General features: G+C 74.2%; 18 protein-coding genes and 2 pseudogenes. 13 read left to right on the top strand and 7 right to left on the bottom strand.

What is annotated here, in order from left to right; translation table 11 throughout:
* Positions 1-12: 12 nt before the first annotated feature.
* The 3 genes and pseudogenes from ABZ340_RS25270 to ABZ340_RS25260 form a co-directional block, all read right to left on the bottom strand.
* Positions 13-1,038, bottom strand: coding sequence for a LacI family DNA-binding transcriptional regulator (locus ABZ340_RS25270; protein WP_358784105.1), 1,026 nt, complete (start codon positions 1,036-1,038; stop codon positions 13-15).
* A gap of 128 nt (positions 1,039-1,166) precedes the next feature.
* Positions 1,167-1,487 carry an L-rhamnose mutarotase gene (locus tag ABZ340_RS25265; RefSeq protein WP_358784104.1) on the bottom strand — a complete coding sequence of 107 codons (321 nt, stop codon included), beginning with the start codon at positions 1,485-1,487 and terminating at the stop codon, positions 1,167-1,169.
* 71 nt (positions 1,488-1,558) lie between these two features.
* Positions 1,559-1,717 (bottom strand): annotated as a pseudogene (locus tag ABZ340_RS25260) (ATP-binding cassette domain-containing protein); the annotation flags it as partial.
* Between the two features lie 357 nt (positions 1,718-2,074).
* Here ABZ340_RS25260 and rhaI point away from each other — a divergent pair.
* The 7 genes and pseudogenes from rhaI to ABZ340_RS25225 form a co-directional block, all read left to right on the top strand.
* Positions 2,075-3,235 carry an L-rhamnose isomerase gene (gene rhaI / locus ABZ340_RS25255; protein ID WP_358784103.1) on the top strand — a complete coding sequence of 387 codons (1,161 nt, stop codon included), beginning with the start codon at positions 2,075-2,077 and terminating at the stop codon, positions 3,233-3,235.
* Positions 3,236-3,548: 313 nt separating this feature from the next.
* Positions 3,549-5,588 (top strand): bifunctional aldolase/short-chain dehydrogenase, encoded by a 2,040-nt coding sequence (locus ABZ340_RS25250; protein WP_358784102.1) that lies wholly within the window; start codon positions 3,549-3,551, stop codon positions 5,586-5,588.
* Positions 5,585-7,048 carry a rhamnulokinase family protein gene (locus tag ABZ340_RS25245; protein ID WP_358784101.1) on the top strand — a complete coding sequence of 488 codons (1,464 nt, stop codon included), beginning with the start codon at positions 5,585-5,587 and terminating at the stop codon, positions 7,046-7,048. The genes ABZ340_RS25250 and ABZ340_RS25245 overlap by 4 nt, the downstream gene beginning before the upstream one ends.
* 94 nt (positions 7,049-7,142) lie before the next feature.
* On the top strand, positions 7,143-7,904 hold the full coding sequence (locus tag ABZ340_RS25240; RefSeq protein WP_358784100.1) for a (Fe-S)-binding protein: 762 nt from the start codon (positions 7,143-7,145) through the stop codon (positions 7,902-7,904).
* Positions 7,901-9,379 (top strand): LutB/LldF family L-lactate oxidation iron-sulfur protein, encoded by a 1,479-nt coding sequence (locus tag ABZ340_RS25235; protein ID WP_358784099.1) that lies wholly within the window; start codon positions 7,901-7,903, stop codon positions 9,377-9,379. Before ABZ340_RS25240 ends, ABZ340_RS25235 begins: the two co-directional genes overlap by 4 nt.
* Positions 9,376-10,050, top strand: coding sequence for an LUD domain-containing protein (locus ABZ340_RS25230; protein WP_358784098.1), 675 nt, complete (start codon positions 9,376-9,378; stop codon positions 10,048-10,050). The genes ABZ340_RS25235 and ABZ340_RS25230 overlap by 4 nt, the downstream gene beginning before the upstream one ends.
* Positions 10,051-10,200 (top strand): annotated as a pseudogene (locus tag ABZ340_RS25225) (ABC transporter permease); the annotation flags it as partial.
* Between the two features lie 147 nt (positions 10,201-10,347).
* On the opposite strand, the gene ABZ340_RS25220 reads toward ABZ340_RS25225, so the two are convergent.
* The 3 genes from ABZ340_RS25220 to ABZ340_RS25210 form a co-directional block, all read right to left on the bottom strand.
* On the bottom strand, positions 10,348-10,707 hold the full coding sequence (locus ABZ340_RS25220; RefSeq protein WP_358784097.1) for a cupin domain-containing protein: 360 nt from the start codon (positions 10,705-10,707) through the stop codon (positions 10,348-10,350).
* A 209-nt stretch (positions 10,708-10,916) separates the two neighbouring features.
* On the bottom strand, positions 10,917-11,894 hold the full coding sequence (locus ABZ340_RS25215; protein ID WP_358784096.1) for a pyridoxal-phosphate dependent enzyme: 978 nt from the start codon (positions 11,892-11,894) through the stop codon (positions 10,917-10,919).
* A 242-nt stretch (positions 11,895-12,136) separates the two neighbouring features.
* Complete coding sequence (locus ABZ340_RS25210) at positions 12,137-13,807, bottom strand: glycosyltransferase (protein ID WP_358784095.1); 1,671 nt, start codon at positions 13,805-13,807, stop codon at positions 12,137-12,139.
* Positions 13,808-14,068: 261 nt separating this feature from the next.
* On the opposite strand from ABZ340_RS25210, the gene ABZ340_RS25205 reads away from it, so the two are divergent.
* The 4 genes from ABZ340_RS25205 to ABZ340_RS25190 all read left to right on the top strand — a co-directional run bounded on the left by ABZ340_RS25205 (position 14,069) and on the right by ABZ340_RS25190 (position 17,314).
* Positions 14,069-14,557: a GntR family transcriptional regulator gene (locus ABZ340_RS25205; protein WP_358784094.1), complete on the top strand. Its 489-nt coding sequence runs from the start codon at positions 14,069-14,071 to the stop codon at positions 14,555-14,557.
* On the top strand, positions 14,554-15,462 hold the full coding sequence (locus tag ABZ340_RS25200; protein WP_358784093.1) for an ABC transporter ATP-binding protein: 909 nt from the start codon (positions 14,554-14,556) through the stop codon (positions 15,460-15,462). The genes ABZ340_RS25205 and ABZ340_RS25200 overlap by 4 nt, the downstream gene beginning before the upstream one ends.
* Positions 15,459-16,415 (top strand): transporter, encoded by a 957-nt coding sequence (locus ABZ340_RS25195; RefSeq protein WP_358784092.1) that lies wholly within the window; start codon positions 15,459-15,461, stop codon positions 16,413-16,415. Before ABZ340_RS25200 ends, ABZ340_RS25195 begins: the two co-directional genes overlap by 4 nt.
* A gap of 83 nt (positions 16,416-16,498) precedes the next feature.
* Positions 16,499-17,314, top strand: coding sequence for a class I SAM-dependent methyltransferase (locus ABZ340_RS25190; protein ID WP_358784091.1), 816 nt, complete (start codon positions 16,499-16,501; stop codon positions 17,312-17,314).
* 197 nt (positions 17,315-17,511) lie between these two features.
* Here the strand turns inward: ABZ340_RS25190 and ABZ340_RS25185 are convergent, their stop codons facing one another.
* A complete protein-coding gene (locus ABZ340_RS25185; RefSeq protein ID WP_358784090.1) occupies positions 17,512-17,817 on the bottom strand; it encodes a hypothetical protein in 306 nt (101 codons plus the stop codon).
* A 225-nt stretch (positions 17,818-18,042) separates the two neighbouring features.
* Between ABZ340_RS25185 and ABZ340_RS25180 the strand changes: the two genes are divergently transcribed.
* A complete protein-coding gene (locus tag ABZ340_RS25180; RefSeq protein ID WP_358784089.1) occupies positions 18,043-19,707 on the top strand; it encodes an alkaline phosphatase D family protein in 1,665 nt (554 codons plus the stop codon).
* 225 nt (positions 19,708-19,932) lie between these two features.
* Positions 19,933-21,312: an alpha-lytic protease prodomain-containing protein gene (locus ABZ340_RS25175; RefSeq protein ID WP_358784088.1), complete on the top strand. Its 1,380-nt coding sequence runs from the start codon at positions 19,933-19,935 to the stop codon at positions 21,310-21,312.
* Positions 21,313-21,349: the final 37 nt, after the last annotated feature.

Below are 21,349 nucleotides of genomic sequence, written 5' to 3'. Positions count from 1 at the left end.
TCAGCGGACGGGTCAACGGGCGGACAGGCTGGAGCGCCGCACCACCAGTTCCGGCTGGAGGACGACCCGGCGGTGTTCGTGCGGCCGCGCCGCGTCCTCGCTCTCGGTCTCCTCCAGCAGCAGTCCGGCGGCGAGGGCGCCCATGGCGACGGCGGGCTGCCGTACGGAGGTGAGCGGGACGGCCGCGGCGGCGGCGAACTCGATGTCGTCGTAGCCGACGATCGCGAGGTCGTCGGGGACGTCGACCCCGGCCGCGTACATGGCCTGCAGGACGCCGAGGGCGAGCAGGTCGTTGGCGCAGAAGACGGCGGTCGGGCGGTCGGCGAGGCCCAGCAGGCGGGCGCCGGCGTCGCGCCCGGCGGCCACGTCGAGCCGTTCGGTGGGCAGTTCGCGCAGCGCCTCGGGGCCGAGGCCGGCCTCGGCGAGGGCGCTCAGGGCGCCGGTGCGGCGGTCGCGCACCTGGTGGAGGCCGGGAGGGCCGCTGACGTAGGCGAGGGACCGGTGGCCGGCGTCCACCAGGTGACGCACCGCGAGGGCGCCGCCCGCCACGTCGTCGACGGAGACCGAGCACCCGGTGGCGCCCTCGGCGACCCGGTCGACCAGCACGAAGGGGATGCCGTGGCGCCGGAAGCCCTCGATGGTGCGGCCGGTGGCGTCGGCCGGGGTGAGCAGCACGCCCCGCACCCGCTGCTCGGCGAAGAGCGACAGGTACTCGGCCTCCTCGCTCGGGCTCTGGGCGCTGTTGCAGACCATCACGCCGAGTCCGGCCTCGCGTGCGGCCCGCTCGGCGCCGCGCGCCACGTCGACGAAGAACGGGTTGCCCATGTCGAGGACGAGCAGCCCCATGATCCGGCTGCGGCCCGCGCGCAGCTGGCGCGCGGACTCGCTGCGGACGTAGCCGAGCCGGTCGATCGCGGACAGCACGCGCGCGCGGGTCTCGGTGGCGACCGTCTCCGGCCGGTTGATGACGTTCGAGACCGTGCCGACGGAGACCCCGGCGGCACGGGCGACGTCCTTGATACCCACCGACTGGGCCATCGGGCAGGGACCTCCAGGGTCGGGCTGTGGAGCTGGGTGACGGGCGGCGGCGCGGCCGGACGGCCTTCACATTACCGCCGTGCCGCCGCCCCGCCGCGGCCCGGTGGGGCCTGCCCGCCGGCCGCGGGTCAGGGGAGGTGGAAGACCTCGGTGAGGGGTTTCATCGCCTCGTCGGGGCGGGCGCCGTCGAGAGCCTCGAAGAACGGGGCCATCTCGGCCTGCCACCGGGCGTTGACCTCGGTCGCCTCCATGCCGGCCTTGGCGGCCTCGAAGTCCTCCGTCTCCAGGTAGCCGACGAGCAGGCCGTCGTCGCGCAGGAAGAGGGAGTAGTTGTGCCAGCCGGTGGCCGTGAGCGCCGCGCACATGTCCGGCCACACGGCGGCGTGGCGTGCGCGGTACTCGGCGATCCGGTCCCGGCGGACCTTGAGCAGGAAACAGACGCGTTGCATGACGTACCGCTCCTTCTGCGGTGGTGGACCGGCGGTCAGAAGCCGAACCGGTCGATGTTCTTCGCGGTGAAGGTCGACTTGCCGGCGCCGTTCTCCCCGGCGAGGGCGTGCACCTCGCCGGGGAACAGCTCCAGGCGGACGTCCCGCAGGGCGCGGACCGCGCCGAAGGACTTGGAGACGTCCCTCAGCGTCAGGACCGGGGCCGGAGCCGTGTCGGACGGGTGGGTCATGAGGGCTCCTCGACGACGTCGGCGTGACAGCCCTCACGACATCGTGAAAGGTTTCAAGCAGGCTGGCCGGGACGTTAGGCAAGGCCGACACCGCGCGTCAATGGGTCCGGCTCGAAAAACTCTCGACTGCCGGACAGAGAAATCATGTTGGGGAGAGTGCGCGAAGTCTTTGGGGTTGACACCTTTCCGGGCGGCTCATAGCTTCACCTTCTGAATCGTTTCACTCGCGGCGTGTGCTCGCGCGGGTCCTCACGTGTGTCCGCACGCCGGCCCTCCGCTTGTTCCCCCGCATCGTTCCCCGCTTGTTCCCGTCGCCGTGCCCGTGGTCACGGCGACCCGATGCCACAGGAGCCCCCAGTGACCGAGCTCGCCGCGGTGAAGGCCGCGCTGAAGACCCAGGCCGTCGAGACGCCGTCGTGGGCGTACGGGAACTCGGGCACCCGTTTCAAGGTGTTCACGCAGGCGGGCGTGCCGCGCACCCCGTTCGAGAAGCTGGACGACGCCGCGAAGGTGCACGAGTTCACCGGCGTCGCCCCGACCGTGGCCCTGCACATCCCGTGGGACAGGGTCGACGACTACGCCGCCCTGGCCGGGCACGCCGAGGAGCGCGGAGTGAGGGTGGGGGCGATCAACTCCAACACCTTCCAGGACGACGCCTACAAGCTGGGCAGCGTCTGCCACCCGGACGCGGCGGTGCGCCGCAAGGCGGTGGACCACCTGCTGGAGTGCGTCGACATCATGGACGCGACCGGGTCGCGGGACCTGAAGCTGTGGTTCGCCGACGGCACCAACTACCCCGGGCAGGACGACATCCGCGCGCGGCAGGACCGGCTGGCCGAGGCGCTGGCCGAGGTGTACGGGCGGCTCGGCGACGGGCAGCGGATGCTGCTGGAGTACAAGCTGTTCGAGCCGTCCTTCTACACGACCGACGTGCCGGACTGGGGCACGGCCTACGCCCACTGCCTCACGCTCGGCCCCAAGGCGCAGGTCGTGGTCGACACCGGGCACCACGCGCCCGGCACGAACATCGAGTTCATCGTGGCGACCCTGCTGCGGGCGGGCAGGCTCGGCGGGTTCGACTTCAACTCGCGGTTCTACGCGGACGACGACCTGATGGTCGGGGCCGCCGACCCGTTCCAGCTCTTCCGGATCATGTACGAGGTGGTGCGCGGCGGCGGGTTCACGCCCGGGGTCGCGTTCATGCTCGACCAGTGCCACAACATCGAGGCCAAGATCCCGGCGATCATCCGCTCGGTGATGAACGTGCAGGAGGCCACGGCGAAGGCGCTGCTGGTGGACCGGGAGGCGCTGGCCGCGGCGCAGCGGGCGGGGGACGTGCTGGAGGCCAACGCCGTGCTGATGGACGCGTACGACACGGACGTGCGCCCGCTGCTGCGGGAGGTGCGGGAGGAGATGGGGCTGGACCCCGACCCCCTCGCCGCCTACCGCCGGTCCGGCTGGGCGGAGAAGATCGTGGCCGAGCGGGTCGGCGGCCGGCAGGCCGGGTGGGGGGCGTAGGCGCCCGCCGGGTCCGCGGCGCCCGTGCCGTCCGCGCCATCCGTGTCGTGTCGTGTCGTCCGCGTATTCGCGTATTCACGTATTCGCGTATTCGCGTATTCACGTATTCGCGTATTCACGGACCTCGGACCTCGGACCGCGGGCCGGACACGACCGGACACGGGCGGACCCGGCCCGGCACGGGCGGACCCGGCCGGTCGCGCCCACGCGCCCGCGCGGCAACACACCCACGCGGCGAAGCCGCGCCCCGAACCAGCCCCGCACCCCTGACAGGGCGCTTCCCTCCCCCTCCTTCGAGAAGGACTGAGCAGACATGACACCCCACCCCGAAGCCGCCGCTCTCCTCGCCCGCTCCCACCGGCTCGGCGCCGACCCCCGCAACACCAACTACGCCGGGGGCAACGCCTCCGCGAAGGGCACCGCCACCGACCCCGTCACCGGCGGCGACGTGGAGCTGATGTGGGTCAAGGGCTCCGGCGGCGACCTCGGCACGCTGACCGAGGCGGGCCTGGCCGTCCTGCGGCTGGACCGGCTGCGGGCGCTGAAGGACGTCTACCCGGGCGTCGAGCGCGAGGACGAGATGGTCGCCGCGTTCGACTACTGCCTGCACGGCAAGGGCGGCGCGGCCCCCTCCATCGACACCGCGATGCACGGCCTGGTCGAGGCGGCGCACGTCGACCACCTCCACCCCGACTCCGGGATCGCGCTGGCCTGCGCGGCCGACGGGGAGAAGCTGACCGCCGAGTGCTTCGGCGACACGGTGGTGTGGGTGCCGTGGCGGCGGCCCGGTTTCCAGCTGGGCCTGGACATCGCGGCGGTGAAGGAGGCCAACCCGCAGGCGATCGGCTGCGTCCTGGGCGGGCACGGCATCACGGCGTGGGGGGCCACCTCCGAGGAGTGCGAGCGCAACTCGCTGCACATCATCCGCACCGCCGAGAGGTTCCTCGCCGAGCGGGGCCGCCCGGAGCCGTTCGGGCCGGTGATCGAGGGGTACGAGCCGCTGCCCGAGGACGGGCGGCGGGCGCGGGCGGCGGCGCTGGCGCCGTACGTGCGGGCGCTCGCCTCCCAGGACCGGCCGCAGGTCGGCCACTTCACCGACTCCGGCGTGGTGCTGGACTTCGTCTCCCGCGCCGAGCACCCGCGGCTGGCCGCGCTCGGCACCTCCTGCCCCGACCACTTCCTGCGCACCAAGGTCCGCCCGCTCGTCCTGGACCTGCCGCCGACGGCCCCGCTGGACGAGACCGTCGCCCGGCTGAAGGAGCTGCACGCCGCCTACCGCGAGGAGTACGCCGCCTACTACCACCGGCACGCCGAGCCGGACTCCCCCGCGATGCGCGGCGCCGACCCGGCGATCGTCCTCGTCCCCGGCGTCGGCATGTTCAGCTTCGGCAAGGACAAGCAGACCGCGCGGGTGGCCGGCGAGTTCTACGTCAACGCCATCAACGTGATGCGCGGCGCGGAGGCGGTCTCCACGTACGCCCCGATCGAGGAGGCGGAGAAGTTCCGCATCGAGTACTGGGCGCTGGAGGAGGCCAAGCTCCGTCGGATGCCGAAGCCGAAGCCGCTGGCCACGCGGGTGGCGCTGGTGACGGGCGCGGGCAGCGGCATCGGGAAGGCGATCGCGCACCGGCTGGCGGCCGAGGGCGCGTGCGTCGTCGTGGCCGACCTGAACGGCGAGAGCGCGGCGGCCGTCGCCGAGGAGCTGGGCGGCCCGGACAAGGCCGTCGCGGTGACCGTGGACGTGACCTCCGAGGAGCAGATCGCCGAGGCGTTCCGGGCCGCGGTGCTGGCCTTCGGCGGCGTCGACCTGGTGGTGAACAACGCGGGCATCTCCCTGTCCAAGCCGCTGCTGGAGACGACGGCGAAGGACTGGGACCTCCAGCACGACATCATGGCCCGCGGCTCCTTCCTCGTCTCCCGCGAGGCGGCCCGCGTGATGATCGCGCAGGGGCTGGGCGGCGACATCGTCTACATCGCCTCCAAGAACGCCGTGTTCGCGGGCCCGAACAACATCGCCTACTCCGCCACCAAGGCCGACCAGGCCCACCAGGTGCGGCTGCTCGCCGCCGAGCTGGGCGAGCACGGCATCCGCGTCAACGGCGTCAACCCGGACGGTGTCGTACGCGGCTCCGGGATCTTCGCGAGCGGCTGGGGCGCGCAGCGGGCGGCCGTGTACGGGGTGCCGGAGGAGAAGCTGGGCGAGTTCTACGCGCAGCGGACCCTGCTGAAGCGCGAGGTGCTGCCGGAGCACGTGGCGAACGCCGTGTTCGCGCTGACCGGCGGCGACCTGACCCACACCACCGGCCTGCACGTCCCGGTCGACGCCGGCGTCGCCGCCGCCTTCCTGCGGTGAGCGCCCGCGTGAAGTCGTACGCCGCGGTCGACCTCGGCGCGTCCAGCGGGCGCGTCATGGCCGGCCGCGCCGGCCCCGACACCCTGGAGCTGACCGAGGCGCACCGCTTCCCCAACCGGCCGGTGCGGGTGCCCGAGGGGCTGCGCTGGGACGTCCTCGCGCTGTACGCGGGGGTCCTGGAGGGGCTGCGGGCGGCCGGGGCGCTGTGCGACGGCCGGATCGACTCCGTCGGCATCGACAGCTGGGCGGTGGACTACGGCCTGCTCGACGCGGACGGGGCGCTGCTCGGCAACCCCGTGCACTACCGCGACGGCCGCACCGAGGGCGTCGCGGAGAAGGTGTGGACGACCGTGCCGGCCGAGGAGCTGTACGCGGCGACCGGGGTGCAGTACGCGCCCTTCAACACCCTGTACCAGCTGACCGCCGCCCGCTCCACCGCCCAGCTCGCCCAGGCGCGGCGCCTGCTGCTGATACCGGACCTGCTGACGTACTGGCTGACGGGCGAGCAGGGCACGGAGCTGACCAACGCCTCCACCACCCAGCTGATCGACCCGCGCACCCGGGACTGGGCGTACGGCGTCGCGGACCGGCTCGGCATCGACCTCGGCCTGTTCGCGCCGCTGCGGCGGCCCGGCGACCCGGCGGGCCTGCTGCGCGGGGACGTCCTGGAGGAGACGGGGCTGACCGGGCCGGTGCCGGTGACGGCGGTCGCCTCGCACGACACCGCCTCCGCGGTGGCCGCCGTCCCCGCCACGGGCGAGCGGTTCGCGTACATCTGCACCGGCACCTGGTCGCTGGCCGGTCTGGAGCTGACCGCGCCGGTGCTGACGGAGGAGAGCCGCGCCGCCAACTTCACCAACGAGCTGGGGCTGGACGGCACGGTCCGCTACCTGCGCAACATCATGGGGCTGTGGCTGCTCCAGGAGTGCGTGCGCGCCTGGGGCGGGACGGACCTGGGCGGGCTGCTGCGCCAGGCGGCCAAGGTGCCGGCGCTGCGGTCGGTGGTGGACGCGGGCGACGCGGCGTTCCTCGCGCCGGGCCGGATGCCGGAGCGGATCGGGCAGGCGTGCCGCGCCTCGGGGCAGCCGGTGCCCGCCTCGCCCGCCGAGGTGACGCGCTGCATCCTCGACTCCCTCGCCCTGGCCCACCGCAGGGCCGTCGAGGACGCCCAGCGGCTCGCCGGGCATCCGGTCGACGTGGTGCACGTCGTGGGCGGCGGCACCCGCAACGCCCTGCTGTGCCAGCTGACCGCGGACGCCTGCGGGCTGCCGGTGGTGGCGGGCCCGGCCGAGGCCGCCGCCCTCGGCAACGTCCTCGTCCAGGCCCGGGCGCACGGGATCGCCGGCGACCTGGCCGGGATGCGTGAACTGCTCGTCCGCACCCAGCCGCTGACCCGGTACGAGCCGCGCGGCGGCACGGCGCGCTGGCGGGCGGCCGAGGCCCGGCTCACCGGCCGGTGAGCACCGACGCGCCGACCGGGGACCGGGGTCTGTCCCGGTCCCGGCCCGCCGATTACCCTGCGAACGTCCGATGATCGACCCACGAGGAGCCGCGATGCGTGTCGCCCTGTTCCTGACCTGCGTCAACGACACGCTCTATCCGGACACCGGCCGCGCGGTGGTGAGACTGCTGACCCGGCTGGGCGTCGAGGTGGACTTCCCCACGGCCCAGACCTGCTGCGGGCAGGCGCACTACAACACCGGGTACCGGCACGAGGCGGAGCCGCTGGCGCGGCACTTCGCCGAGGTGTTCGGGGAGTACGAGGCGATCGTGACGCCGTCGGGGTCGTGCGGGGCGATGGTGCGGGAGCTGTATCCGCGCATGGGCGAGCGGGCGCGGGCCGAGGGCCGCGGGGAGGCGCTCGCGGCCACCGTGGCGCCGGTGGTGCCGAAGACGTACGAGCTGACGGAGTTCCTGGTGGACGTGCTGGGGGTGACGGACGTCGGGGCGTACTACCCGCACACGGTGACGTACCACCCGACCTGTCACGGGCTGCGCTCCCTGGGCCTGGGCGAGCGGCCGCTGCGGCTGCTGCGGGCCGTGAAGGGGCTGGAGCTGGTCGAGCTGCCGGGTGCCGAGGAGTGCTGCGGGTTCGGCGGCACCTTCGCGGTGAAGAACGCCGACGTGTCGGCGGCGATGGGGACGGACAAGGTGCGCAACGCGGAGTCGACGGGCGCCGAGGTGCTGTGCGCGGCGGACAACTCCTGCCTGATGCACCTCGGCGGGACGATGTCCCGGCTGCGGGTCGGCATGCGGCCGGTGCACATCGCGGAGATCCTGGCGAGCACGGAGGAAGAGGAGGGGGCGGCCGGATGAGCGGCACGTACCTGGGGATGCCGGCCTTTCCGCGGGCGGCGCGGACCGCCGTGCGCGACCGGACCCTGCGCGGCAATCTGCGCCACGCCACGCACACCATCCGCGCCAAGCGGGCCAAGGCCGTCACGGAGGTCTCCGACTGGGCCGCGCTGCGCGAGGCCGGAAAGCAGATCAAGGACCACACGCTGCGGCACCTGGACCGCTACCTGGTACAGGTGGAGGAGGCGGTGACGGCGGCGGGCGGCACCATGCACTGGGCCGCCGACGCCGACGAGGCCAACCGGATCGTGACCGATCTGGTCAAGGAGACCGGCGAGACCGAGGTCGTCAAGGTCAAGTCGATGGCCACGCAGGAGATCGGCCTCAACGAGGCCCTCGAGGCCGCGGGCATCCGCGCCTACGAGACCGATCTGGCCGAGCTGATCGTGCAGCTGGGCAAGGACCGGCCCTCGCACATCCTCGTCCCCGCCATCCACCGCAACCGCGGGGAGATCCGGGACATCTTCGCCCGCGAGATGGGCGCGTGGGGCCGCCCGGCACCAAAGGGCCTCACCGACACGCCCGCCGAACTGGCGGAGGCGGCGCGGCTGCACCTGCGGGAGAAGTTCCTGCGCGCCAAGGTCGGCATCTCCGGCGCGAACTTCGTCGTCGCCGAGACCGGCACGCTGGTGGTCGTGGAGTCCGAGGGCAACGGGCGGATGTGCCTGACCCTGCCCGAGACGCTGATCTCCGTCGTCGGCATCGAGAAGGTGGTGCCCACCTGGCGGGACCTGGAGGTGTTCCTCCAGACCCTGCCCCGTTCCTCCACGGCCGAGCGGATGAACCCGTACACGTCCACCTGGACCGGCACCACGGACGGGGACGGACCGCGGACCTTCCACCTGGTCCTCCTCGACAACGGCCGCACCGACACCCTCGCCGACGAGGTCGGCCGCCAGGCGCTGCGCTGCATCCGCTGCTCGGCCTGCCTGAACGTGTGCCCGGTGTACGAGCGGGCCGGCGGCCACGCCTACGGCTCGGTCTACCCGGGGCCGATCGGCGCCATCCTCAGCCCGCAGCTGCGGGGCACGGGCAGCGAGATCGACGCCTCCCTCCCCTACGCGTCCTCGCTCTGCGGCGCCTGCTACGAGGTGTGCCCGGTCGCCATCGACATCCCGGAGGTGCTGGTGCACCTGCGGGAGCGGGTGGTGCAGGGCGGGGCGGCGATGCGGCGGGGCAACAAGGTCGTCCTCAAGCCGGCGAAGGGGCACGCCGCCGAGCGGGCGGCGATGCGGGCGGCGCAGTGGGCGTTCACGCATCCGGGAGTGCTGCGCACGGGCCAGCGGCTGGCGTCGCGCACCCGCCGCTTCCATCCGCGGACGCTGCCCGGACCGGGCCGGGCCTGGACCGGCAGCCGAGACCTCCCGGCACTTCCCGCGGAACCGTTCCGCGACTGGTGGCAGCGCACGCGCGGTGGAAAGGACGACGCCAAGTGAGCAGCAGGGAACGGATCCTGGGCCGGGTACGGCGCGCCCTCGCCGACGTCCCGCGCGACGACGCTCCCCCCGTACCCGAACGGCCCGGGAGGGACCCCTGGTACGAGCGGGCGGTCGTGCGCGGCTATCTGCGCGAGCACGGTGAGCGGAGCGCCGGGGAGACGGTGGAGCTGCTCGCCGAGAACCTGGCGGACTACCGGGCGGTCGTGCACCGCTGCGCGGACGGGGAGCTGCCGGACCTGCTCGCGCGGCTCATGGCCGAGCGCGGCTCGCGCAGCGTGCTCGTCCCGCCGGGGCTGCCGCCGTCCTGGATCCGGGCGGTGGAGGCCACCCGCGTCGACGACCGCGCCACGAGCACCCCGTACGAGCTCGACCGGGTCGACAGCGTGATCACCGGGTGCGCGGTGGCGATCGCCGAGACCGGCACGATCGTGCTGGACGGCGGACCGGACCAGGGCCGCCGCCGGATCACGCTCATCCCCGACCACCACATCTGCGTGGTGCGGGTCCCGGACCAGGTCGTCTCCTCCGTGCCCCGGGCCCTGGAACGCCTCGATCCGGTGCGCCCGCTGACCTGGATCTCCGGCCCGTCGGCGACCAGCGACATCGAGCTGGACCGGGTGGAGGGGGTGCACGGGCCGCGGACGCTGGAGGTCGTGCTGGTGACCTGACGCGCCGACGGCGTGCTGCCGGGGTGGGTGTTCGGCATCCGGGCGGCGGTGGTGTCCGTGGCCGTGGCGGTGACGCCGGGCACGAGCCTGGCGACGGCCCGGCGGGTGCCGCGGACCCCGGCGGTGACGGCGGTCGCGGTGGCGGCTTGAGTGCGGCCGGCCCGCACCGCGGAGGGTTCCGCGGTGCGGGCCGGCCACGGGTGGCGGCGGTGTGCGGCGGCCGGGCGGGCCGCTCGTACGCCCGCCGCGTACGGAGACGGTGTGTCCGGGCCCCGGAAGGCGTCCGGGGCCGTGCCGCTACCCGGCCTTCGCGTACTCCTGGGCCATGGCGCCCGCGAAGTCGTAGACGACGCACTGCTCGTCGCCCACGACCCAGGCGTCGTGTCCGGGCGCGCACACGAAGACGTCGCCCGGGCCCACCTCGCCCTCGGCACCGTCGTCCATGCGGATGCGCAGCCGTCCCTGGACGACATAGCCGTTGTGGTGGATCCGGCAGCTGTCGGTGCCCGCGATCGGCCCGACCGACTCCGACCAGCGCCAGCCGGGTTCGAACGTGGCCACGGCGAAGTCGAGCCCCGTGAGGTGGACGGCTTCGAGGTGGCCTCGGGGGAAGTCGCGCCGCTCGTCGGGCTTGTCGAGCGTCTTGACCTCGAACATGACGCTCCTCCTTTTCCCGGAACTCCCCGGAATTCCCCGGAGTCTCCTGGATCTTTCCGGTTTCCCGGCCGCGTCCGTCCGCGGCCGGGCCGGGGCCGGTCTCCGTCTGCCACGGCATCCTCGACGGGCGGCATCGGCGGGGTCGGCCTCACCACTTCATCGTCCGTCCGTCAAGCCGGGACCGCCATTCGGGTGACGCCCGGGCGGTGTCAGCCGCCGGTGCCGCACAGCCGGGCGAAGCGGCCGGCGTCGATGTTGCCGCCGGAGAGGATCACGCCGACGCGGCGCGGGAGGCGGCCCGCGCGGCCGGTGAGCAGGGCGGCCAGCGGGGTGGCGCCACTGGGTTCGAGGACGATCTTCAGCCGTTCGAACGCGAATCGCATCGCGTGCCGGATCTCGTCGTCGGAGACGAGGACGACCTCGTCGAGCAGCCGCCGGTTGAGCGAGAAGGTCAGCTCCCCGGGGGTGTGCAGGGCCTGGCCGTCGGCGATGGTGTGCGGGACCTCGATGGCGACGCGCCGGCCCGCCTCCAGGGACCGCTTGGTGTCGTCGCCGGCCTCGGGCTCGACGCCGATCACCCGGGTCGCCGGGTGCAGTCCCTTGACCGCGGTGGCGCTTCCGGCGATCAGCCCGCCACCGCCGACGGGCGCGATCAGCGCGTCCACCTCCCCCGTCTCCTCGACGAGTTCGAGCGCGGCGGTGCCCTGCCCGGCGATGACGTGCGGGTGCTCGTAGGGCGGGATCAGGGCCAGGCCGCGCTCGGCGGCCAGGGCTTCTGCGAGGGCCACGCGGTCGCCGGTGTAGCGGTCGTAGGTGACGATCTCGGCGCCGTAGGCGGCGGTGGCGTCCCGCTTGGACGGCGGGGCGTCCTCGGGCATGACGATCACCGCGGTGGTGCCGAGTTCGCGGGCGGCGAGCGCGACGGCCTGGGCGTGGTTGCCGGAGGAGTAGGCGGCGACGCCCCGGGCGAGCTGTGCGGGCGTGAGGCGGGAGACCGCGTGGTAGGCGCCGCGGAACTTGAAGGCGCCGACGCGCTGGAAGTTCTCGCACTTGAGGAGGGTCTCGGCGCCGGCGAGCGCGTCCAGGGTCCGGGAGCGCAGGACGGGGGTGCGGTGGGCGACGCCCTTCAGGCGGGCGGCGGCGTCGCGGACGTCGTCGAGGGTGACCGGCGGGGTGGAGTGTGTCACGCGTGTCCTCCGTCAGGGGTGTCGGGCGTACGGGGGCGCCGGGGCGGTGTCCGGGCCGCCGCGTGGAGCCACCCATCCCATCACGGGGCTCTCGGAGCCCCGGGCAGAAGGGGAGTCCGATCGGCTCGCGGCGCCCGGTGCGTGCGAGCGCAAGGCGCCGAAGCGCCCTCGTGGCGGAGCCACGTGGGCGTTTCGGCGACGCGGCGAGCGTGCGTGCCGGGCGCCCCTTCCGTCCGGGGCTCTCAGCCCCGGTAGGGGCCGCGCGCCGGCGGCAGGGTGAGCACGGTGGCGGTGCCCAGGGAGCCGTGGGTGGGGATCGTGCGCGTACGGACGTGCCGGCCGCCGGTCAGCCGGCGCAGCTCCGCTCCGGACGGCTGGAGCCGGCCGTGCTCGAAGAGGACCAGGCGCACCGTGGTGCCCGGCCGTGGCGTCATGGTCCGGTACCGGGCGTAGGTGACGGCGTCGCAGCCGGAGTACCAGCCCGCCTCCGGTTCGTAGCCGGTGACGAGGAGACAGGGGCCGGTGGCGGAGAGCCGCTCGGCGACGGGCACGGTGGAGCGGGCGAGGGCGGTGGGGCCGGGCATCGCGCCGTGGGCCACCACCTGGGCGGTGCCCGCAACGGTCAGGGCGGCGAGCGCCCCGGTCACGGCGAGGACGGGCGCGCTGTGGCGCCCGGCGTACCGCGGTATCGCCTCGACGCCGAGGATGGTGAGGAGGACGACCGGCAGATAGACGAAGCGGGGCTCGCCGTCCGTCACCACGCCGAGGACGACGAAGACGAGGACGGCCGTCGCGCCGAGGAACACCCGCCGCGCCAGGCGCGGGTCCGTCTCGGCCCGCCCGGCCCGCCGGGCACGTATGCGGCGCCGTGCGGCGGAGGCGGCCGACAGCAGCCCGGCCGTCATGACCACGGCGCCCAGGTCCCCGGCCAGGCGGTAGGGGAAGATCGCGGCGTAGTAGACGAGGCCGTCGCCGACGTAGGCGCGGTTGGCCTGGGAGGTCGCCCAGAAGATCAGGCCGAGGGGCGAGCCGGTGACCTGGGTGGCGTGGACGAGGTGCGGGACGAGGCCGATGGCGAACACCCCGGCCGCGACGGCGAGCCGGCGCCCCTGGGCCAGCCAGGCGCGGGGGCCGTAGGCGACCAGGGCGGCGAGGGCGATCGCCAGCAGGTTGCCGAGGCTTCCGTAGCGCAGGTGGAACGCGGCGAGGGCGACGAGGGCCGCGGCGGGCAGCGCCCGGGAGCCGGGCCGTTCCTGGGCGCGGACGAGGAGGAACACGACCGCCAGGAGCAGGCCGGTGGTGCCGATGTCGTTGAGGAACTCCGGTACGCGGCGCAGGAATCCGAGGCCGCCGAGGACCAGCAGCGTCACCAGCGCGGCCCGGCGCGGCGTCGTCCAGCGGGCGGCGACGAGGTAGGTCACGGTGAGGGTGAACAGCGTCAGCAGCAGCGCCACGGCGCGCAGCGCCCCCACGCCGTCGTGGACGGCCAGCGCCAGGCGGCCCAGCGCGGGCAGGCCGATGGGGCGGTAGGGGCCCCAGCCCGCGTCGGGCGTGCCGTCGGCCCAGGCGCGGGCCTTGTTCGCGTACACCGCCTCCTCGTGCCCCAGGTACGGCTCGTGGTCCTGGAGGACGGCCCAGACGGCCGCCGCCAGCAGCAGGACGGCGGCGCAGTACGCCCCTCCGGGCACCCGGCGCAGCCCGCGCACGGCCGTTCGGCAGAGGCGGGGAAGCCCGGTACGGCGGTGGGGGCGGGCCAGCCACCAGGCGGGGGCCGCGCCCAGCAGGAAGGGCCACGGCTGCCAGCCGGGCAGCACACCGCCCAGGCCGAGGACGAGCAGCAGGTGCTGGGCGACGGCCGCGAGGGTCAGGGCGGCGGCGGTGACGGCCCAGGCCGTCGTCCGGCGGGCGGACACGCCCGCGGTCCCCTCCTCCCCTCCGGGCGGGAGCGGAGCGCCGCCCCGGTCCCTTTCCCCACGGGGCGGCAGGGGCCGCTCCGTCCGGGAGGGCGGGGGCCGCATCCCGGACGCGTCGCGCCGCGCCGCCGTACGCCCGCTCCGCCGGATCGTTCGCCCCGCGCGGGGGCCGGTCCCGCTCCCCCGGTGTTCCCTCGGCCCGGCGCTGGTTGACATCCGCGCCTCCCCTCTTCATGCTTGTACTAATCAATTAATGAAAGCATGGAAGGTGACGTGGTCGAGTACCGGATCGACCGGCAGAGCGGCATCCCGGCCTACGTGCAGATCGTGCGGCAGACCGAACAGGCCCTGCGGATGGGCGTTCTGCGGGTCGGGGACAAGCTACCGACGGCCCGCGAGGTCGTGGCGGCCACCGCCATCAACCCCAACACCGTGTTCCGGGCCTACCGCGACCTGGAGCAGGCCGGCCTGGTCCAGTCGCGGCGCGGCCTGGGCACCTTCGTGACGCGGTCGCTGGCGCGGCCCGGCGCGGAGGACGACTCCCTGCGCACGGACCTGGCCGAGTGGATCGCGCGGGCCCGCCAGGCCGGGCTCGAACGGGACGACGTCCTGGCCCTGGTCACCGCCGCCCTCGACGCACACGAACAGCGGGAGCAGGGCCGGCGACATGAGCGACACCAGAAACACCAGCACCACGAGCAACACGAGCACGACCCCGGTGACCGGGGACGGAGACAGGAGGACGCATGACCGGGCCTGAGGAGTCCGCAGCGCTGCGCGCCACGGGACTCGCCCACCGGTACCGGGCGCGCGGAGGCTGGGCCCTGCGGGACTGCGACGTCACGGTGCCGAGGGGCCGCATCATCGCCCTCGTCGGACGCAACGGCGCGGGCAAGAGCACACTGCTGCACCTGGCCGGCGGGCTGCTGCGCCCCACACACGGGGAGATCCGGGTCCTGGACACCGTGCCGGGCACGGCCACGGCCCGCGCCCGCGTCTCCCTGCTCACCCAGGACAAGCCGCTCTATCCCCGCTTCTCCGTGGCGGACACCCTGCGCATGGGCGGCAGGCTGAACTCCGTGTGGGACCAGGAGGCCGCCGAGCGCGTCGTGCGCGAGGGCGGCATCGCCCCGGCCGCCCGCGTGGGCGAGCTGTCCCCGGGGCAGCGCACCCGCGTCGCGCTCGCCCTCGCCCTCGGCAAGCGGCCCGACCTGCTGCTGCTGGACGAACCGCTCGCCGACGTCGACCCCGTGGTGCGGGGCGAGATCATGGCGGCGCTGATGGCCGAGGCGGCCGACCGCGAGGTGAGCATCGTGCTGTCCTCGCACGTCCTGCCGGAGCTGGAGCAGACCTGCGACCGGGTGCTGCTGCTGCGCGACGGCCGCGTCGCGCTGAACGAGGACGCCGACGTGCTCCGCGAGGAGCACGTCCTGGTGACGGGGCGCGCCGACCAGGCGTCCGCGCTGCGCGGGCACACCGTGGTGCACCGCCGGACGCACGGCCGGCAGCTGACCGCGCTGGTCCGGCCGCGCGGCCCGCTCGGCGGCGACTGGCACGTCGAACGGCCCAGCCTGGAGGAGATCCTGCTCGGTCACCTCCGGTCCGGCGGCGCCGAGCACGCCGAGCACCCCGAGCACCCCGGGGAGGCGGCGTGAAGGGCTCGTTGTGGCTGGCCTGGCGCCAGCAGCGGGCGCTGTTCGCCTGCGGCGCCGCCGTCCTGGCGGTCGCCGCCGTGCTCGCCGCCTCCTACCGCTCGGGCATCCTCGACGACCTGCGCAGCGGGCTGTTCGACCACTGCGCCCCGGGCCCGCTGTACTGCACCCGCCCCGACAGCCCCGCCCCCCTGTTCCTGGACGTCGAGCCGCTGAAGCTGCTCGGCGGCTTCAACATCGTCCTGCCCGTCCTCATCGGCATGTTCTGGGGCGCCCCGCTGCTGGGCCGCGACCGGGAACTGGGCACGCACCGGATGGTCCTGTCCCAGGGGGTGAGCCGGACGGAGTGGTTCACCACCCGGTTCGCGCTGGCCGCGGCGGGCACGGTGACGGTCTCCGGCGGCCTCGCGCTGCTGTTCCACTGGTGGTGGGAGCCGGCCGCCAACCGCAGCTACGGCCTCTTCTGGTACGAGGCCACCGCCCTCACCGGCTCCGGCCCCGGCACGGTCGCCGCCGCGCTGTTCGGCCTGGCCGCCGGCACCCTCGCCGGCCTGCTGGTGCGCCGGGTGCTGTCGGCGATGGCCTGGACGATCCTGGTGACGGCGGCGGCGACCGCCCTGGTGCAGTGGCTGCACCGCTCCCGCCTGCTGGTGCCGCCGCACCGCTACGTCAGCTCCGGCTGGCAGCCCAAGCCGCCCATGGGCGACAAGTGGTCCACCGGCCGCTACGGCCTGATCACCGCCTCCGGCCGCCGCGACGACGTCCTGAACTGCCCCTTCCCCTCCGGCGCGGAGCTGCGGGAGTGCATGACGCACCACGGCTACGTCGCCCGGTTCTACGAGGCCAGCCCGGCCGGCGACTACTGGGCCTTCCAGTGGACCGACACCGCCGTCCTCGGCGGTCTCGCCCTCGCGCTCACCGCCGTCACGGTGCTGCTGCTGCGCCGCCGCGTCTGACCCGCGCCCCGGCGCGCTCCCCCTTGTTTCCCGTCGTTTCCCGTCCCTTTGTTTCCCGTCCCTCGCACGGAGGTCGTTCCGTCATGCCCCAGGACGCAAAGTCCCCGAAGAAGCTGCGCAGCAACCGCGCCGCGCTCACCCACAAGGTCGGGTACGCGCTGCGCCACCCCGACCGGGTCGGCCCCTACCTCCGCCGCGCCGGCCGCGACGCCTGGCTCCGCCTCAAGCACCCCGACCACATCGGCTACTACCGGGCCGTGATGGCCTCCGACACCCGCCGCAACCCCGAGGCCGCCGTCGGCAGCCGGACCCACGACCGCTGGCTGGCGCTCGGGCGGATGCAGTTCGACTACCTGATCGAGCACGGGCTGCGCCCCGAGCACCGGATGCTCGACATAGGCTGCGGCAACCTGCGTGGCGGCTGGCGCTTCATCGACCACCTCGACGCCGGGAACTACTACGGCATCGACATCTCGCCGGACATCCTGGTGGCCGCCAAGAAGACCCTCACCGAGCGCGGGCTCCAGGACAAGCTGCCGCACCTGACCATCACCGGCGACCTGACGCTGGACTTCCTGCCCGACGGCCACTTCGACGTCGTGCACGCCCACAGCGTCTTCTCCCACTCGCCGCTGCACGTCATCGAAGAGTGCCTCGCCCACGTCGGCCGCGTCCTGACCGGCACCGGGTTCTTCGACTTCACCTTCGACCGCACCGAGGGGACCGAGCACCAGGTGCTGCGCGAGGACTTCTACTACCGCACCGACACCCTCCTCGCGCTGGCCCGCAAGCACGGGCTGCACGCGCGGTTCATGGAGGACTGGGAGACCCGCCCGCACGGCCAGTCCAAGATCCGTGTCAGCCGCGGCCCGCTTCCGGGGGACCCGGCCGGCCGGTAGGCGGCCGACGGGCCGCGTACGCGCACGCCCGCCCGCGCCGGTGCCGCGGGCGGCATGCCCGAGGTGCCCGTCGGGGCGGGCCGGCGCGCGGGCGGGATGGGACGGCGAGCGCGAGACCGGTGGGCCGGCGCCGGCCACCAGGACGTCCGGCGGTGCCGTCATGTGCTCACGGAGGGCCCGTCCGCCGGTCCCGCGCCTCAGGGCCGGGGGTTGGTGCGCCGCCAGGACCGGCGGGCGCCCGGGTCGCGGCGGCCCGCGGCGGCGGCGCAGCGCGGGCAGACCCGCTGGACGGCGTCGGCGGCGCCGCCCGTCTCGGGCAGGATCTCGGTCCAGGGGACGGCGGGGAAGCGGGACAGCTGCGAGCGGTGCAACGCCAGGCCGCACACGGTCTGGTTCATGCCCTGCTCCCAGGCGTGCACCTCCCCGGCGGGCAGCCAGCGCCCGTCCTCCTCGTCCCACCAGCGACGGGAGGCCGCCACCTCGTAGCGCCGTGTCCTGGCCATCGGTTCCGCGACCGCCCTCTCTTCCCCGTCTTCGCCTGCCCCTTCGCCCCCGCGGCCCGGGTGCCCTCCGGGGACGGCACCCACACGCGGCCGGGGACGAACCCCGGCGGGTTCCCTCGCCCGTACCGCCTCTTGTGTGATCATCCCGCACGCCATGACGGATTTAGGCATTTTGTCTGCTTAGCATGCATGATCCGCGTCCTGCCCCGTACGAGAGGACACCAGATGGCGCCCACGGGCCGTCACAGAGCACTGGCCGAGCACGCCTTCTCCCCGCACGACGCCGTCCTGCGCGCGGCCGCCCGGCACCTCGGACGCCGGCGCTTCCTCACCGTCACCGCGGCGACCGCCGCGCTCGCCTTCACCACCAACCTGCCGGCCCGGGGCGCCGTCGCCGCCCCCCGGCTCGAAGCGGCCCGGATCAACAAGGACCCGTTCACCCTCGGTGTCGCCTCGGGCGACCCCCTGCCCGACTCCGTGGTGCTGTGGACGCGGCTGGCCCCCGAGCCGTTCGAGGCGGACGGCGGGCTGGGCGAGCAGCGCGTCACCGTGGAGTGGGAGGTGGCCGAGGACGAGTACTTCGCCCTCGTCGCCCAGCGGGGCACCGCCGAGGCCCATCCGGAGTACGCCCACAGCGTGCACGTCGACGTCAGGGGACTGGAGCCGGGCACCTCGTACTACTACCGCTTCCGCACCGGGTCCTGGATCAGCCCGGCGGGCCGCACCCTCACCGCGCCGGAGGCCGGTGACGGCACGTCCACGCTCCGTCTGGCCGCCGTCGCCTGCCAGGCCTACCAGGACGGCTACTACACGCCCCTGCGGCACCTCGCCGAGGACGACGTCGACGTCGTCTTCCACCTCGGCGACTACCTGTACGAGTACGCCGTGAACTCCGTCGGCGGCGAGCGCCGGTACACCGACCGCACGCTCCCGGACGTGTTCAACCGCGAGACGATGACCCTCGCGGACTACCGGCTGCGCTACTCCCTCTACAAGAGCGACCCCGACCTGAAGGCCGCCCACGCCGCGCACCCGTTCGTCGTCGCCTGGGACGACCACGAGACCGAGAACAACTACGCCGGCAGCATCCCCGAGAACGGGGTCCCGCCGCAGGAGTTCCTGGTGCGCCGGGCCGCCGCCTACCGCGCGTACTGGGAGAACCAGCCACTGCGCGCCGCACAGCTGCCCCAGGGGCCCGACGCGCAGCTGTACCGCCGCCTCCACTGGGGCACGCTCGCCCAGTTCGACATCCTCGACACCCGCCAGTACCGCTCCGACCAGGCCTACGCCGACCGGCCGCATCCGCCGGGGCCTGAATCGGACGACCCCGCGCGCACCATGACCGGGGACGCGCAGGAGCGCTGGCTGATCGACGGCTGGCGGGCTTCGAACGCGCTGTGGAACGTGATGCCGCAGCAGGTGTGCTTCTCGCAGCGCAAGTTCGACGTGACCGCCGACGCCAGCATGTCCATGGACGCCTGGGACGGCTACCGGGCCTCACGCGACCGGATCGTCGCCGGGGCGAAGGCGGCCGGCGTCGACAACTGGATGGTCCTCACCGGCGACGTGCACGTGGCCTACGCCTTCGACATCAAGGAGGACTTCGACGACCCGCAGTCGAAGACCCTCGGCACGGAGATCACCTCCACCTCCGTGGCCAGCGGCAAGGACGGCGTGGAGAAACCCGCCAACTGGGACACGTACATGAAGGCCAACCCGCACCTGAAGTTCTACAACGGCAAGCGCGGCTACGTGCGGGTCGCGTTCGACCAGGAGGCGGCCCGGATCGACTTCCGGACGGTGTCCGCCGTCACCACGCCCGGTGCCCCCGTCACCACGGCCGCGTCCTTCGTCACCGAGGCGGGTTCCCCCGGTCTGAAGCCCGCATGAGCCGGGCCGGCGGTTCGTGCGGCACCGTCGTATGCCCGCGTGAGCCAGGCCGGCGGCCCGTGCGGCACCGCCGTGTGCCCGCGTGACCGGCGTACTGCACATGGCACCCCCCGGCGTCCCCCAAAGCGCGAAAGACGGCCGTCGCGGGCATCGGTCCGGGCCATTGCGGCAAGGCCCCTAGGACCTCGCCGCAGTCTCACCCTCATGGAGAAGGAGTTGCTTCGCATGGTCGGCAGACATGCCACGGGCCGGCGCCGCGCCGCCGCCCTGACCGCCCTCGGCGCCCTCGTCCTGACCGCCGCCCCCGCCGCCGCGTCCGCCGCGCCGCCGCCCGCGCCGGGCCCCCTGCCCGGCGCCGCCCGGACGCTCGGCGCCGACCGGCCCCCCGCACAGCTGCTGCGCGCGCTGCAGCGCGACCTGAAGCTGACGCCGCAGCAGGCCGCCGCCCGGCTGGTCAACGAGGCGGAGGCGGGCACCCGCGCGGGCCTGCTGCGCAACACGCTGGGCGAGCACTTCGCCGGTGCCTGGGTGAGCGGCGCGACCTCCGCCGAGCTCACCGTCGCCACCACCGACGCCGCGGACGTGCCCGCCATCGAGGCGCAGGGCGCGAAGGCGGCGGTCGTCGGCCGGGGGCTGAGCAGGCTGCGGGCCGTCAAGGCGCGGCTGGACTCCACCGCCCGGCGCGTCCAGACCCCCGACACCCCGGTCTGGTACATCGACGTGCGGACGAACCGGGTCGTCGTCCAGGCCGTGAGCGAGCCGGCCGCGGCGGCGTTCGTGCGGGAGGCCGGCCTGAAGGACGGGGACGTGGGCGTCCGGGTGTCGGCGAACCGGCCGCGGGTGCTGGACGACGTCGTCGGCGGCGACCCGTACTACATCGACGACAAGGCCCGCTGCTCCGTCGGCTTCTCCGTCACCAAGGGCCAGCAGCAGGGCTTCGCCACGGCCGGCCACTGCGGCAGGCCCGGCGCGAGGACGACCGGCTACAACCAGGTGGCCCAGGGCACGTTCCAGGGCTCCGTCTTCCCCGGCAAGGACATGGCCTGGGTCGGCGTCAACAGCGCCTGGACCGCCACGCCGGACGTCAAGGCGGCAGGGGGCCGGAAGGTGCAGGTCGCCGGCTCGGTCCAGGCGCTCGTCGGGGCGTCGGTGTGCCGCTCGGGCTCCACCACCGGCTGGCGCTGCGGCACCATCGAGCAGCACGACACGAGCGTCAGCTACGCGCAGGGCACCGTCGACGGGCTGACCGAGACGACGGTGTGCGCCGAACCCGGCGACTCCGGCGGCCCGTTCGTCACCGGCGTCCAGGCGCAGGGCGTCACCTCCGGCGGCTCCGGTGACTGCACGAGCGGCGGCACCACGTACTACCAGCCCGTCAATCCGCTGCTCGGCGACTTCGGCCTCACCCTGAAGACCGCGTCCGCCCAGGCCGCGCCGTCCGCTCCGCACAGCGGCGCGGCGGCCGACGCGTGGGCGGCGGGCCGGGTCTACGAGGCCGGGACCACCGTGACGCACGGCGGCGCCCGCTACCAGTGCCTGCAGGACCACCAGGCGCAGGGCGCCTGGGCGCCCGACGGCACGCCCGCCCTGTGGCAGCGGCTGTAGGTGTCCCGCGGTGGTGCGGGGCGGTGCTCCCATACCA

Origin of the sequence: Streptomyces sp. NPDC006134, assembly GCF_040628835.1 — a bacterium.
GTDB lineage: Bacteria > Actinomycetota > Actinomycetes > Streptomycetales > Streptomycetaceae > Streptomyces.
Note: the sequence above shows the minus strand (reverse complement) of the source record. Positions and strands in the feature narration are given on the sequence as shown.

Excerpts from the sequence above, each read along its gene's own strand:
- ABZ340_RS25185 (WP_358784090.1), bottom strand. The coding sequence starts at position 17,817 with ATGGCCAGGACACGGCGCTACGAGGTGGCGGCCTCCCGTCGCTGGTGG.
- ABZ340_RS25200 (WP_358784093.1), top strand. The coding sequence starts at position 14,554 with ATGACCGGGCCTGAGGAGTCCGCAGCGCTGCGCGCCACGGGACTCGCC.
- ABZ340_RS25205 (WP_358784094.1), top strand. The coding sequence starts at position 14,069 with ATGGAAGGTGACGTGGTCGAGTACCGGATCGACCGGCAGAGCGGCATC.
- ABZ340_RS25180 (WP_358784089.1), top strand. The coding sequence starts at position 18,043 with ATGGCGCCCACGGGCCGTCACAGAGCACTGGCCGAGCACGCCTTCTCC.
- ABZ340_RS25265 (WP_358784104.1), bottom strand. The coding sequence starts at position 1,487 with ATGCAACGCGTCTGTTTCCTGCTCAAGGTCCGCCGGGACCGGATCGCC.
- ABZ340_RS25190 (WP_358784091.1), top strand. The coding sequence starts at position 16,499 with ATGCCCCAGGACGCAAAGTCCCCGAAGAAGCTGCGCAGCAACCGCGCC.
- ABZ340_RS25220 (WP_358784097.1), bottom strand. The coding sequence starts at position 10,707 with ATGTTCGAGGTCAAGACGCTCGACAAGCCCGACGAGCGGCGCGACTTC.
- ABZ340_RS25175 (WP_358784088.1), top strand. The coding sequence starts at position 19,933 with ATGGTCGGCAGACATGCCACGGGCCGGCGCCGCGCCGCCGCCCTGACC.
- ABZ340_RS25235 (WP_358784099.1), top strand. The coding sequence starts at position 7,901 with ATGAGCGGCACGTACCTGGGGATGCCGGCCTTTCCGCGGGCGGCGCGG.
- ABZ340_RS25250 (WP_358784102.1), top strand. The coding sequence starts at position 3,549 with ATGACACCCCACCCCGAAGCCGCCGCTCTCCTCGCCCGCTCCCACCGG.
- ABZ340_RS25240 (WP_358784100.1), top strand. The coding sequence starts at position 7,143 with ATGCGTGTCGCCCTGTTCCTGACCTGCGTCAACGACACGCTCTATCCG.
- ABZ340_RS25270 (WP_358784105.1), bottom strand. The coding sequence starts at position 1,038 with ATGGCCCAGTCGGTGGGTATCAAGGACGTCGCCCGTGCCGCCGGGGTC.